We start from the raw sequence: 12,879 nt of genomic DNA, 5'->3' as shown, positions 1-12,879 counted from the left end.
TTCGCTACCAGACGACAACGGCCGGCCGGTTGCGGACGGCGAGCCCGAGGGCATCACCTGTACCGCAGCCCGGACCGGCCGCTCAGCAAGGGAGGAAACTTAGCCCTGCTGGCCCATCAGCTCGTCGAAGCTGACCGGCTTTTCAACAGCCTTGGCCTTGGACAGAACGAAATCCACGACGTTGTCTTCGAGCGCCATCGATTCCGGACCGGCCAGACGCTGACGATCTTCGTAGTACCAGGCGATCACGTCGGCCGGATCTTCGTAATTCTCGGCCAGATCCGCGATGATTGCCTTGGTCTGTTCCGGCTTGGCTTCCAGACCGTTGGCCTTCACCAGTTCGGCCAGAACCAGACCGAGGTGCACGCGACGTTGCGCTTGCGCTTCGAACATGGCCGGCGAGAACGGTACCAACTTGGGGTCGATACCGCGCTGTTTCAAGTCCGCTTGTGCCTGTTCGGCCAGACGACCGATTTCCAGACCGACCAGCGACTTCGGCAGATCGACCGGCGCAGCTTCGATCAGCGCGGTCATCACGTTTTCCTTGGCGCGGGCCTTCAGGCGGAAACGCACTTCGCGCTCGAGGTTCTTTTTCACTTCGTCGCGCATCTTGGTCACATCGCCGTCGGCAATGCCCATGGCCTTGGCGAAGTCTTCGTTGACTTCCGGCAACAGCGCGGCAGCAACGTTCTTGACGGTGATCGAAAACACGGCGGTCTTACCTGCCACGTCCTTGCCGTGGTAGTCGGCCGGGAAGTTGACTTCAACGTCCTTGGTCTCGTCTTCCTTCATGCCGCGGATGCCGGCTTCGAACTCGGGCAGCATCTGGCCCTTGCCCAGCAGGAAGGCGTAGTTGTCCGACGAACCGCCGTTGAACGGCTCGCCGTCGATGGTGCCCTTGAAGTCGATGATGACGCGGTCTTCGTCGGCAGCAGCACGCTCGACGCGCTCGTAGCGAGTGCGTTGCTTGCGCAGGATGTCGACGGTCTTGTCAATTTCGGCGTCGCTGATGGTCAGCGTCGGCTTTTCGATTTCCTTGCCGGTCAGATCGCCGATAGCGACTTCCGGATAGACTTCGAACGTTGCGATGAACTGGAAGTCACCGTCTTCCGCTGCGTCGGCCTTCGGCTCGAAACGCGGGTAGCCTGCAACTTGCAGCTTCTGTTCTTGCACGGCTTCGCCGAACGAGCGCTCGACGGTTTCGCCGAGCACTTCTTCCTGAACGCGGAAACCGTATTGCTGCGCAACGATCTTGATCGGTGCCTTGCCCGGGCGGAAGCCGGCGATCTTGGCGGTCTTGGCCACGCGCTTCAGGCGGGCATCGACCTGCTTGCCGATTTCTTCACGCGGGACGGAGAAGCTGAGGCGGCGCTCAAGCCCGCTCAGGGTTTCCAGTTGTGCTTGCATCGTAACCTTCCTTGGAATTTGAGTGTCGCTCGCGGCGGCGACAAAGGCCGCGATCAGGGTTCGGGGCTGGCCGTTCCGGCAGAACATCCGGGGGCGTCATCACGGCAATCCGCATGACCCCGGCCGGGGGTTCGGGTGGTGCGAGCGGAGAGACTCGAACTCTCACGTCTTACGACGCTGGAACCTAAATCCAGTGCGTCTACCAATTCCGCCACGCTCGCAACGCCGGCGACTGAAACCGCGCATCAGCGAGGCAGCCTGCAGACAAGCCTGCGATTATAGGGGAAAGCGCAAGCAAAAAACAAACCGTAACCAAACCCGCGCCACTGCCGTTTGGCCGCAACACGGCTGTGTCATACTCGCGACGAATTTTCTTCATCCGGCTGCCGACCGTTTCAATGCATTCCGCCCCCCGCTATCCGCTCGTCCGGATCCTGATCGCCGGTGATCCGGCATCGTCTGCGTCATTGCTCTGGTGGGCCGGTGAGCCTGGTGCGCAGCCTGATCACGGCCGTGCTTCCGTCGGCACATTGCCCGCCGCCGAGCGGCTCGAATGGCTGATCCACCCGGCGCATACCGGCCTGCACACGCTGACACTGCCACGACAGTCACCCGCAAAAACGCGCGCGCTGTTGCCGCATGCGCTCGAGGACGGGTTGCTGGCGCCGATCGACACCCTGCATCTGGCGCTGCGTACCGGCGCCGACGGGCGTGTCCACGTACGTAGCGTCGACAAGGGTTGGTTGAAGTCTTGGCTGCAACACTTTGGTGCCGAGCAGCGCGCACCGGCAGCCGCTTGGGCGCTGGCGGATCTGCTCCCTGCCGATCAGGGCGCACTGCAGCTGCCCATCGAACCGGGGACGCTATTGCGCGACGGCAACGGTGAGGCGGTCTGGCTCGACGATCCGTCGCTCCCCGCCACGCTCGTCGGTGACGCCGCCCTGTTAGACCTGCGGGACCTCGCGCTGCAGCCGGGCAACGGCATCAATCTGCTGCAGGGCGATCTGGCGCCGCGGAGCACGCCGACGCTCGACTGGCGTCCCTGGCGCCGCGTCGGTGCACTCTGCGGACTGGTGCTGGCGCTGTGGCTGATCAGCGATGTCGCCCGCTGGTGGCAATTGCGCCAGTCGGTCGATGCCGCCCGGCAGGCACTGCGCCAAAGCTACGCCGCCGCATTCCCCGGTGAACCCATCGTTGATCCGGCGCTGCAGCTGGCCAGCAAGCTGCGTCAGTCCGGCAGCAAGGCCGATACGCTGACGGCGCGGTTGCAGCGGCTGGAGAACGCGGGCCTCGGTGCCGGTACGATTAGTCGGCTCGCTTACCAGAACGGCCGGCTGACACTGGAGCTGACTGCAGCCGCTGCCGATGTCGTCGCTGCACAACTGACTGCAGCGGGCGAAACAATCACCCGCGAACCGGCCGGCGCCGACCGTGTTCGCTTGCAATGGTAATGCCCATGGCTTCGATTCAGACTTTGCGAAACTGGTGGCGCGAGCGCGCGCAACGCGAGCGCCAGGCGCTGACCGTGGGCGGGATCGCCCTCGTCGCGGCGGTGCTCTATGCCGGCATCTGGCAGCCGGCCACACAAGCGTCGGCACGATTGGCACGGCAACTGCCCGAGCTGCAGACCAGCCTGGCCGACCTGCAACGCGGTGTCGCCGAATTCAAACAGACCGGCGCACGTGCCAATGTCGCGCCCGGTGCCTTGCGCCAGCACGTCCAGGCCGCACTCGACGCGCAGCAGATCGGCGCCGAGTTGCAGGCGCTGCCGGGCGAACAGGTTCGCGTCGTCATTGGCGGCGCGCCGTTCGACCGCGTGCTGGCCTTGCTCGGCGCGCTGGAGAACGACCAGCATCTGCGTGTCATTCGGGCGGATGTCCATGGTCAGGGGGGCACGGTTCAGGCCGAACTGGTGGTCGAACCATGAAGCGGCTGATCATCACCGGCGGCATTGCCGCCCTGCTCTTCATCGGTATCCGCCTCCCGGCCAGCGTGCTCGCCGGACTCGTCCCTGCGCCACTGCAGCTGTCCGGCATCAGCGGCACGCTGTGGGCGGGAAGCGCAACGCAGCTCGGCCTCGACGGTCAGGAACTGGTCCGCGGTCTGAGCTGGCGCTGGCAAGCCGCCGGCCTGTTGCGCGGCGAACTGATGTGGTCACTGGGCAGCACCGATCCGGCAACGCCGGTCTCGGCCAAACTGCTGACCGGTCTCGGCGGCACCCGCATCGAAGACCTCAGCGCACGGCTTCCCGCATCGCCGCTGCTGGGGCAAGTCCGCGCGCTGGCGCCCTTCCAGCTCGGCGGTACGCTGCTGATCAATGCACGGCGACTTGACCGCCAGATACTTGCCGATGCCAGCGTCCAGTGGCAGGACGCCAGCTCGCTGGTCACCCCCCAGGCCAACCCGTTCGGCAGCTACAACGTGTCGCTGCAACGCAACGGTCAACGGCTGGACTGGCAGCTGGCCTCCCTCGGTGGCCGACTGGACATCCAGGGCAAAGGATCGATCGGCCCGGCCGGTCCGCAGGGCGAACTGACGTTGCGCGCCGCCGACGGTCAGGCCGCGCTGTTCGCCCCGCTGCTGAACAGCCTGCCCGGCGACGGTACGACCCGTACACTCAGGCTCGGCGCTGCCAACCCGTAAGCGGCGCAAGCCGCTTATAATCGCCTTCAGTTCACTGCGAATGCCTACGGACCCCGACATGAAAAAAATCGAAGCGATCATCAAGCCGTTCAAACTCGACGAAGTGCGCGAAGCACTCTCCGACCTCGGGATTTCCGGGCTGACCGTCACCGAAGTGAAGGGATTCGGCCGCCAGAAAGGCCATACCGAGCTGTATCGTGGCGCCGAGTACGTCGTCGACTTCCTGCCCAAGGCCAAGGTCGAAGTGGTGCTGGCCGATGATCTGGTCGACAGCGCGATCGAAGCCATCATCAAGGCCGCCAACACCGGCAAGATCGGTGACGGCAAGATCTTCGTTTCCCCGGTCGAGCACGTCGTGCGCATCCGGACCGGCGAGATCAACGAACAGGCGCTGTAAGCCCGCCAGCATCGTTGAAAAGCCCGGCCATGCCGGGCTTTTTTCATGCCGTTCCGAGCAGGAGCGGACAGCCGGAAGGCAAATGGCAGCGCAAAGCGCCGGGTTCGACCTCGATCCGGAACTCGGTGCCGGACATCGGTTCGCCGTCGAGATTGAGGTTGATCTCGTGCGGGGTCGAGACCGTCAGCCACGGCAGCCTTGCCGTCAGCACGCGCTCGCTGTTTTCACCATCGATCCACTGTTGCAGCAAGGCCGGCAGCAGCTCGGTGCCGGTGACCAGCCGAAGGTCGAGCAGGCCGTCGTCGAGTTTGGCGTCCGGACACAGCCGGTGTCCGCCGCCGGACTGCGCACCGTTGCCCAGCCCCAGCACGAGAAATTCCCCTTCCCAGTCGAAATCCGGGCCGCTCAGCCGGCTGGCATCGGCCGACAGACTCCCGAAGCGCGTCAGGCCGGTCAGCAGGTAGGCGAAGCCGCCGAGCAGCGCCTTTTGTTCCGGCGGGGTTTCGACGGTGATCTGCGTACCGAAACCGCCGGTTGCCATATTGATGAAGCCGCGGTCGTTGACCCGGACCGCGTCGATCGGTGTCGGGAGCTGCAGCGCGAGCGCCAGCGCGGCGCCGGGTTCGATCGGAATCGCACAACCGCGGGCAAAATCGTTGGCGGTGCCGAGCGGCAGGACCGCCAGTGACGGTCGTTGCGGCGCGGGCAACTGCAGCAGCGCGACTGCGACCTCGTTGACCGTTCCGTCACCGCCGCCAGCCACCACCGTGACAAGTCCGAGCCGGCACGCTTCGTCGACGTAACGTGCGGCGTCACCGCCCTCCCAGGTCAGCCTGACGTCGACGCGATGACCCGCCTCGCGTACCGCGACGACCGCGTCGCGTACGTCGGCGTTCGACGCAGCCTTGCCGTTCAGGATCAACATCATCGTCGTGGTCATGCCATCCCCACCGAAAGGAGCCGGACCAGTATGCCGCGTTTCGGCTTCAGACGTCCTGGGGATCGACGTCGATCACCCAGCGCACGCCCTTCGGCGGCCTGGCGGCAAGCAGTGTGGCCAGATGCGCGGCTGCGGCCACGACGGGACCGCGCGTCGGTGCCGTCACCAGCAGTTGTGCCCGCTCCCAGCCGGCCTTGCGGCTCATCGACGCGGCGATCGGGGTCATTGCCTGCACCGCCATGCCGGACAGCGCACCGCGCAAGGCACTCAGAAAGGCCAGTGATGTTTCGATCCGCTTGGCTTCGGCACGGATCATCAGCCAGGACGCGCACGGCGGCAGTAGCAGCTCCCGGCGCGCGGCAAGCTGTTCATCGGCAAACGCCGCGTAATCGCCGGCGAGCAGCGCGGCATAGAAAGGATGCTCCGGATAGCGGGTCTGGATCAGCACCTGCCCCGGCTGGCCGGCGCGCCCCGCCCGGCCGGCAACCTGAAGCAGCTGCGCGAACAGCCGCTCCTCGGCACGAAAATCGACGCTGAACAGGCCGGCGTCGGCATTGAGGACGACGACCAGTTGCAGATTGGCAAAATCGTGCCCCTTGGCCAGCATCTGCGTGCCGACGAGCAAGCGCACCTCGCCGTCGTGAACCTGCGCCAGCATTGCCTCGAGGCTGCCCTTGCGGCGGGTATTGTCACGGTCGATGCGCAGCGGCGGCGTATCGGGAAAACGCGAGGCCAGCGCATCCTCGACCCGCTGCGTGCCCTGCCCCAGCGGCTTGAGATCGATGTTGCCGCAATCGGGGCATTCGGCCGGAATCGCACATTCGAAGCCGCAATGGTGACAGCGCAGCCGCCGGTCGCCGAGATGCAGCACCAGCCTGGCGTCGCAACGCTTGCAGCCGCTGACCCAGCCGCATTCGTTGCATGCCAGCACCGGCGAATAGCCACGGCGGTTGATGAACACCAGCGCCTGCCCGCCCCGCGCCAGCGTTGCGCGTAGCCGCTCGAGCGCCAGCGGGTGGATGCCGTCCTGCAACGCGGTCCGGCCGGTCGGCAGCACCTCGATCGTCGGTGCCACGGCACCGCCAACGGCGCGCAGCGGCAGGTTGAGCCTTCGGTAACGCCCTTCGGTCGCGTTTTTCCAGGTTTCGATGCTCGGCGTGGCCGAGCCGAGCAGGACGGGCAGCTTGCGGTCATGCGCGCGCCAGACCGCCAGATCCCGGGCCGAATAACGAACGCCTTCCTGCTGCCGGTACGAGCCGTCGTGCTCTTCGTCGACGACGATCAGCCCCAATGCAGGCAGCGGCGTGAACACGGCCAGCCGCGTACCGAGCACGATGCGCGCTTCGCCACGCACCGCCTGCAGCCAGCTGCGCGTGCGCTCACCGTCGGCCAGCCCGCTGTGCAGGCTGACGATGGCTTCATCGGGAAAGCGCTGACGGAACCGGGCTTCGAGTTGCGGCGTCAGGTTGATTTCGGGCACCAGTACCAGCACCTGCTCGCCGCGCCCGAGGCGCTCGGCGATCGTGCGCAGATAGACTTCGGTTTTGCCCGAACCGGTGACGCCGTAAAGCAGAAACGCGGCAAAACCCTCGGCTGCGTTGACCGCATCGACAGCGGCCGCCTGCGCCGCATTGAGCTGCGGCGACGCGGCCTGCCGCGGGACGCCGGTTCGCCGCTCCGGCGCGACGGCAATCACCTCGCCGGCAGCCTGCCAGTCGGCCAGCCAGCGCAGCGCGTCGCCTGCGACCTCGCGCACGGCTTCGCGGGTTTGCGGCGTCCGCAGCAAGTCGGCGAGCTGCCGCTGCTTTCTGGCGCGCGGCGACAATCTGGCCAGCAAGGCATCGGCATCGGTCGCCTGCCACAGAAGCGTCGCACCATCGCCGCTCCACGGCTTCGGCTGACGCAAGGCCGCCGGCAACGCCGCCGCGAGCACCATGCCGAGCGGCGCGGCATAAAAATCGGCGCAGAACCGGCACAGCGCCAGCACGTCTGCCGGCAGCGCCGGCAAATCACCCGGCGCGGCGGCAATGTCTTTCAGCCCGGTAAAGTCCGGCGCCGTCTCGCTGACCGCCAGCACCACGCCCGACAGCGTTTGCCGCCCGAACGGCACGATGACCCGCTCACCGACGCCGGCCGCACCTGCCGGCGCACGATAGTCGAAACAGCGCGGCAAGGGGACATCTAGGGCAACCGAGAGGTAGTCGGACGGCATTCTGGGACGGATCAAGAAGGAAAATTGCCGGCCAAATAAACTACCCACAAATTATGTGGATAACTTTGTGAACAGCTGGTGTGGATGTGCCTCAAAGCCAGTATCGCTCTTGCTTCAGCTAGGTTGCACAAATTTTAAACCGAATTCGTATACCGTTATAAATCAAAGACTTAACAACATTAAACGATACTGAAATATCTGCAAATCGGGCTTGACAAGCCTTGCCTCACCCGACCCTGCTTTGTTAATAACTTACGTTCAACATCAGCGAAAGCATGAGCAATATCACGCTAAATCGTTGTCATATTTGATGTTTCTCTACTCAGCATGACGATGTCGTGAAAGCTTGTGCACGGCACCTACCAGCGCAGCCACATGCTCGGGCGGCGTGAACTGGTTGATGCCGTGACCGAGGTTGAAGACATGGCCGGTGCCGTCGCCATAAGACGCCAGCAGCCGCTCGACTTCGGCCTCGATCGCTGCCGGGTTGGCAAACAGCGCATTCGGATCGAAATTGCCCTGCAGCGCCACACGGTCGCCGACGCGACGGCGCGCGGCGGCAAGGTCGACGGTCCAGTCGAGGCCGAGTGCATCACAGCCGGTATCGGCCAGATCCTCGAGCCACAGCCCACCGCCCTTGGTGAACAGGATCACCGGCACACGACGGCCGTCGGCTTCGCGCTTCAGGCCGCCGACGATGCGCTTCATGTAGGCCAGCGAGAACTCGTGATACTTGCCGTAGGCCAGCGCCCCGCCCCAGGTATCGAAAATCTGCACCGCCTGCGCACCGGCATCGATCTGCGCGTTCAGGTAATCGGTGACCGTTTGCGCGTTCACATCGAGGATGTGGTGCAGCAGCTCGGGACGGTCGTACATCATCGTCTTGACGCGGCGGAAGTCGCTCGAGCTGCCGCCTTCGATCATGTAGCACGCCAGCGTGAACGGGCTGCCCGAAAAGCCGATCAGCGGCACGCGGCCGTTCAGCGCCTTGCGGATCGACGATACCGCGTCGAACACGTACTGCAGCTCGGACAGGTCCGGCACCGCCAGCTTGCGGATGTCGGCCTCGTGTTGCAGCGGCCGCTCGAACTTCGGGCCTTCGCCTTCGGCGAAGTACAGCCCCAGTCCCATGGCGTCGGGCACGGTGAGGATGTCCGAAAACAGGATCGCGGCGTCGAGCGGAAAGCGCTCGAGCGGCTGCAGCGTGACTTCAGTCGCCAGTTCGGTGTTCTTGCACAGTTGCAGGAAGGAACCAGCCTGTTTGCGCGTCGCGCAGTACTCCGGCAGGTAACGGCCGGCCTGGCGCATCAGCCAGACCGGGGTGTAGTCGACGGGTTGGCGCAGCAAGGCGCGCAGGAAAGTATCGTTTTGCAGTTGGGTCATGGCTCTTCAGGCCCGGATCAGGTCAGCTGCCAGCTGCCGTCGCCAAGCGTTTCCAGATGATGGTTGTGGAAGGTCCGCAACGTCGACCGGTGGCCGACGCTGACGATGATGCTGCCGGGCAGCCGGTCTTCGACCAGCTGGTAGAGGATGGCTTCGTTGGGCTCGTCGAGTGCGGAGCTGGCTTCGTCCATCATCAGCACTGCCGGACGGATGAACAGCGCCCGTGCGAAGGCGATCCGCTGCTGCTCGCCAAGGCTGAGGATGTGCGACCAGTTGTCGACGTCATCGAGCCGGCCGACGAGATGATGCAGCTTGACGGCATCGAGCAAGGCATTCAGGTCGCCATCGTCGTGCGACGGCTGCGCCGGATAGCACAACACTTCGCGCAGCGTACCCAGCGGCAGGTAAGGCTTCTGCGCCAGGAACAGCACGCCGCGCTCCTTGACGTAGGCCATGTCGCCATCCGAATACGGCCAGATGCCTGCCAGCGTACGCAGCAAGGTCGACTTGCCGCTGCCCGACGGCCCCTGGATCAGCAGCCGATCACCGGCGTTCAGTTCAAGCTTCAGGCCAGAAAACAGCGCCGTGCCGTCCGGCTTGCGGACATTGAGGTCCGCGACGTGCAGCCCTTCCGCCGACGCGGCCGGGCGCACCACCGGCAGCGCTTCGACCTTGGTCAGGCTGTCCTCGAAGGTGATCAGCCGGTCGATGATGGCCTTCCAGTTCGCCAGCGATGAAAAGCTGCCGATGATGAAGTCCAGCGCGCCGTAAACCTGACCGAATGCGCTGTTGATCTGCATCAGCCCGCCCAGCGGGATCTCCTTGGCGAAGTAACGCGGCGCACCGACGATCATCGGGAAAATGATCGCCAGCTGGCCCCAGAACGAGGTGAACCAGGTCAGGCGCTTCTGACGCTGGACCAGCGCCCAGTAATTGGCCACGAAGGCATCGATCCGGCTGCGCAGCGTGCGCGTTTCGCCGACCTCGCCGTGGTACAGCGCCACCGACTCGGCGTTCTCGCGCACCCGCACGAGGCCGAAACGGAAGTCGGCTTCACGGCGCTGTTGCTCGAAGTTCAGCTTCACCAGCGGCCGGCCGACCAGTACGGTCACGACGGAACCGACCAGCGCATAGATCAGCGCCACCCAGACCATGTAGCCGGGAATGTGGAACTCGTGGCCGCCCAGCGTGAAATGCAGCGGACCGGACAGCGTCCACAGAATGGTGACGAAGGAGAAGAACGTCACCAGCGAATTCATCAGGCCGAGTGCCAGACCGAGCGTGCTGCTGACGAACATCTGCGTGTCTTCGGCGATCCGCTGGTCGGGGTTGTCGGTTTGACGGTCCGTCAGTTGCAAGCGGTAGTAGCTCTGGTGATCCAGCCAGCGCTGCGACATGTGCGCGGCATACCAGCGGCGCCATTTGAGCTCGAGCATCTGCTGCAGGTAGAAGCGGTAGACGCTGATGAAAATCCAGATCGCCGCCAGCCAGCCGAACTTGAGCAGCGCCGCCTTGAAACCGGTGGGATCGTAATTCTGCAGGGTGTTGTAGAAGGTGTTGTACCAGCTGTTGAACAACACGTTCATGTAGACCGAGCCGAGATTGAGCCCGATGACGACGGCCAGCAGGCCATAGGCCTTCCACTTTTCCTCGCTGGTCCAGAACGGCTTGGAGAGCCGCCAGAAGTGTCTGAACAAGTGCCTGACTGTGGGTACATTTGCCGGAGCGGCTGGCTGCATTGCGTCGGGTCCTCTGGACTTGGACAAATGCGGGCGAGACCGGCTCGCCCGCGGGGATCAGCATCGATGGATTATGGACAAGGACGTTGTGTCCAGCCCGGTTTGCCACGGCGGCATTGCCAGGAATGCTGGACGTGCTCGATCTGCCAGACTTCGTCGAAGTGCATGGTCAAGCGGTAGCGCTGCGCGGCAACCGCGTCGTCGAGCAGGCCTTTCATCTCGACCCTGAGCGAGACCTGGTCGGGCACTTCGCCACCCTTGCCTTGCTGCTCGATCGACAGCGTCCGGTACTCGCCCAGACCGCGCTCGTCGGCAATCCGCTCTTTCAGGTAATCGAACACCACCTCCACCGGCGCCTGGCCGACCTTGCCCGAATGGATCGGCAAAGTCGACCGGGCCGGCGCGGATGCATCGGCGAAGGCAACACTGCTCAGGCCCAGCGCGACAGCGCAAGCCAGCAGCCGCATCAACCGTTTTCCTTGGCCCACGAATCGCGCAAGGTGACGGTGCGGTTGAAGACCGGCTTGCCGCCGGCCTTGTGGTCGTAGCGGTCGGTGACGAAGTAGCCGAGGCGCTCGAACTGGTAACGCGTTTCCGGAGCGGCATCGCTGACGCAGGCTTCGACGTAACCGGTGACGACCTTGAGCGAGTCGGCATTGATGAACTGCTTGAAGTCGACGTACTGGCCATCGTCGCCACGCACCGCATCCGGGCGTGCCTCGGTGAACAGCCGGTCGTACAGGCGGACCTCGGCCTCGACGGCATGTTCGGCGCTGACCCAGTGGATCACGCCCTTGACCTTGCGGCCGACCGGGTTCTGGCCCAGCGTGTCCGGATCGATCGAGCACTTGAGCTCGACCACCTTGCCGTCGGCATCCTTGACCACGTCATCGCACTTGATCACGTAGCTGTAGCGCAGGCGGACTTCGCCGCCCGGCGTCAGGCGCTGCCATTTCGGCGGCGGCACTTCGGCGAAATCGTCGCGCTCGATATAGAGCTCGCGCGCGATCGGCACCAGGCGCTCACCGAACTCTTCGTGGTGCGGATGGAACGGCGCACTGCGCGAACCGGTGGTCGCCGGGTCGAAGTTGGTCAGCGTCACCTTGATCGGGTCGAGCACCGCCATCACGCGCGGGCTGGCTTCTTCCAGCGTTTCGCGCACCGCACCTTCGAGCGACGAGAAGTCGACGACGTTCGGCGTTTTCGACACGCCGGCGCGCTGCGCGAACAGCCGCACGCCTTCCGGGCTGTAGCCACGGCGGCGCATGCCCGAAATCGTCGGCATGCGCGGATCATCCCAGCCGCCGACCAGTTGCTCGTCGACCAGCTGCTTGAGCTTGCGCTTAGAAGTGACGACATACAGCGTTTCGAGGCGCGAGAATTCGATCTGCTGCGGATGGTTGCCGATGCTGATGTTGTCCAGCACCCAGTCGTACAGCGGACGATGGTCTTCGAACTCCAGCGTGCACAGGCTGTGGGTGATGCCTTCGATCGCGTCCGAAATGCAGTGCGTGTAGTCGTACATCGGATAGATGCACCAGTCGTTGCCGGTGCGATGGTGCTCGGCCCGCTTGATCCGGTAGATCACCGGATCGCGCATGTTCAGGTTCGGGCTCTGCATGTCGATTTTCAGCCGCAGCGTCTTGCTGCCGTCGGCGAACTCGCCGGCCTTCATGCGGCGGAACAGGTCGAGGTTCTCATCAACCGAGCGCGCACGGTAGGGGCTCTCGCGCCCCGGCACTTCGAAGTTGCCGCGATAAGCGCGCATCTCGTCCGGTGTCAGGTCACAGACAAAGGCCTTGCCGGTCTGGATCAGCTCTTCGGCGTAGTCGTACAGCTGCTGGAAGTAGTCCGACGCGAAACGCGTCTCGCCGCTCCAGTCGAAGCCGAGCCAGCGCACGTCGTCCTGGATCGCCTGGACGTATTCGTCCTCTTCCTTCTCCGGATTGGTGTCGTCCATGCGCAGGTTGCACAGACCCTGGTAATCCTGGGCGAGACCGAAATTGACGGTGATCGCCTTGGCATGACCGATGTGCAGGTAGCCGTTGGGCTCGGGCGGAAACCGCGTCTGCACGGCGCTGCGTTTGCCGCTGGCAAGGTCGGTATCGATAATGTGGCGGATGAAGTTGCTGACCGGAAGCTCGTTGCTCATGCTCGA

The 12,879-nt window shown here is 64.4% G+C and carries 11 protein-coding genes and 1 tRNA gene; 4 read left to right on the top strand and 8 right to left on the bottom strand.

Annotation, left to right across the window (positions count from 1 at the left end; genetic code table 11):
• Positions 1-99 precede the first annotated feature (99 nt).
• Together tig and JMJ54_RS05630 are read right to left on the bottom strand one after the other, a co-directional pair.
• The gene (gene tig / locus JMJ54_RS05635; protein ID WP_203536980.1) at positions 100-1,407 is read right to left on the bottom strand and encodes a trigger factor; all 1,308 of its coding nucleotides are present in this window, start codon (positions 1,405-1,407) and stop codon (positions 100-102) included.
• 136 nt (positions 1,408-1,543) lie between these two features.
• Positions 1,544-1,628, bottom strand: a tRNA-Leu gene (locus tag JMJ54_RS05630).
• A 177-nt stretch (positions 1,629-1,805) separates the two neighbouring features.
• Between JMJ54_RS05630 and gspL the strand changes: the two genes are divergently transcribed.
• The 4 genes from gspL to JMJ54_RS05610 are packed head-to-tail and all read left to right on the top strand — an operon-like array spanning position 1,806 to position 4,447.
• A complete protein-coding gene (gene gspL / locus JMJ54_RS05625) occupies positions 1,806-2,858 on the top strand; it encodes a type II secretion system protein GspL (protein ID WP_203536979.1) in 1,053 nt (350 codons plus the stop codon).
• 5 nt (positions 2,859-2,863) lie between these two features.
• The gene (locus JMJ54_RS05620; protein WP_203536978.1) at positions 2,864-3,334 is read left to right on the top strand and encodes a type II secretion system protein M; all 471 of its coding nucleotides are present in this window, start codon (positions 2,864-2,866) and stop codon (positions 3,332-3,334) included.
• Positions 3,331-4,050 carry a type II secretion system protein N gene (gene gspN, locus JMJ54_RS05615; protein ID WP_203536977.1) on the top strand — a complete coding sequence of 240 codons (720 nt, stop codon included), beginning with the start codon at positions 3,331-3,333 and terminating at the stop codon, positions 4,048-4,050. The genes JMJ54_RS05620 and gspN overlap by 4 nt, the downstream gene beginning before the upstream one ends.
• 58 nt (positions 4,051-4,108) lie before the next feature.
• Complete coding sequence (locus JMJ54_RS05610; RefSeq protein WP_203536976.1) at positions 4,109-4,447, top strand: P-II family nitrogen regulator; 339 nt, start codon at positions 4,109-4,111, stop codon at positions 4,445-4,447.
• Between the two features lie 43 nt (positions 4,448-4,490).
• On the opposite strand, the gene yegS is transcribed toward JMJ54_RS05610, so the two are convergent.
• The 6 genes from yegS to JMJ54_RS05580 all read right to left on the bottom strand — a co-directional run bounded on the left by yegS (position 4,491) and on the right by JMJ54_RS05580 (position 12,873).
• Positions 4,491-5,387 (bottom strand): lipid kinase YegS, encoded by an 897-nt coding sequence (gene yegS / locus JMJ54_RS05605; protein ID WP_203536975.1) that lies wholly within the window; start codon positions 5,385-5,387, stop codon positions 4,491-4,493.
• A gap of 46 nt (positions 5,388-5,433) precedes the next feature.
• On the bottom strand, positions 5,434-7,614 hold the full coding sequence (locus JMJ54_RS05600) for a primosomal protein N' (protein WP_238999917.1): 2,181 nt from the start codon (positions 7,612-7,614) through the stop codon (positions 5,434-5,436).
• 303 nt (positions 7,615-7,917) lie between these two features.
• Positions 7,918-8,982 carry a uroporphyrinogen decarboxylase gene (hemE, locus tag JMJ54_RS05595; RefSeq protein WP_203536974.1) on the bottom strand — a complete coding sequence of 355 codons (1,065 nt, stop codon included), beginning with the start codon at positions 8,980-8,982 and terminating at the stop codon, positions 7,918-7,920.
• A gap of 17 nt (positions 8,983-8,999) precedes the next feature.
• The gene (locus JMJ54_RS05590) at positions 9,000-10,679 is read right to left on the bottom strand and encodes an ABC transporter ATP-binding protein/permease (RefSeq protein WP_203536973.1); all 1,680 of its coding nucleotides are present in this window, start codon (positions 10,677-10,679) and stop codon (positions 9,000-9,002) included.
• 113 nt (positions 10,680-10,792) lie between these two features.
• Positions 10,793-11,188: a hypothetical protein gene (locus JMJ54_RS05585; RefSeq protein ID WP_203536972.1), complete on the bottom strand. Its 396-nt coding sequence runs from the start codon at positions 11,186-11,188 to the stop codon at positions 10,793-10,795.
• Positions 11,188-12,873 (bottom strand): glutamine--tRNA ligase/YqeY domain fusion protein, encoded by a 1,686-nt coding sequence (locus JMJ54_RS05580; protein WP_203536971.1) that lies wholly within the window; start codon positions 12,871-12,873, stop codon positions 11,188-11,190. The genes JMJ54_RS05585 and JMJ54_RS05580 overlap by 1 nt, the downstream gene beginning before the upstream one ends.
• Positions 12,874-12,879 lie beyond the last annotated feature (6 nt).

This window comes from Jeongeupia naejangsanensis (assembly GCF_016865585.1).
Lineage (GTDB): Bacteria > Pseudomonadota > Gammaproteobacteria > Burkholderiales > Chitinibacteraceae > Jeongeupia > Jeongeupia naejangsanensis.
Note: the sequence above shows the minus strand (reverse complement) of the source record. Positions and strands in the feature narration are given on the sequence as shown.

Excerpts from the sequence above, each read along its gene's own strand:
- JMJ54_RS05610 (WP_203536976.1), top strand. The coding sequence starts at position 4,109 with ATGAAAAAAATCGAAGCGATCATCAAGCCGTTCAAACTCGACGAAGTG.
- hemE (WP_203536974.1), bottom strand. The coding sequence starts at position 8,982 with ATGACCCAACTGCAAAACGATACTTTCCTGCGCGCCTTGCTGCGCCAA.
- JMJ54_RS05620 (WP_203536978.1), top strand. The coding sequence starts at position 2,864 with ATGGCTTCGATTCAGACTTTGCGAAACTGGTGGCGCGAGCGCGCGCAA.
- tig (WP_203536980.1), bottom strand. The coding sequence starts at position 1,407 with ATGCAAGCACAACTGGAAACCCTGAGCGGGCTTGAGCGCCGCCTCAGC.
- gspL (WP_203536979.1), top strand. The coding sequence starts at position 1,806 with ATGCATTCCGCCCCCCGCTATCCGCTCGTCCGGATCCTGATCGCCGGT.
- JMJ54_RS05585 (WP_203536972.1), bottom strand. The coding sequence starts at position 11,188 with ATGCGGCTGCTGGCTTGCGCTGTCGCGCTGGGCCTGAGCAGTGTTGCC.
- yegS (WP_203536975.1), bottom strand. The coding sequence starts at position 5,387 with ATGACCACGACGATGATGTTGATCCTGAACGGCAAGGCTGCGTCGAAC.
- gspN (WP_203536977.1), top strand. The coding sequence starts at position 3,331 with ATGAAGCGGCTGATCATCACCGGCGGCATTGCCGCCCTGCTCTTCATC.
- JMJ54_RS05580 (WP_203536971.1), bottom strand. The coding sequence starts at position 12,873 with ATGAGCAACGAGCTTCCGGTCAGCAACTTCATCCGCCACATTATCGAT.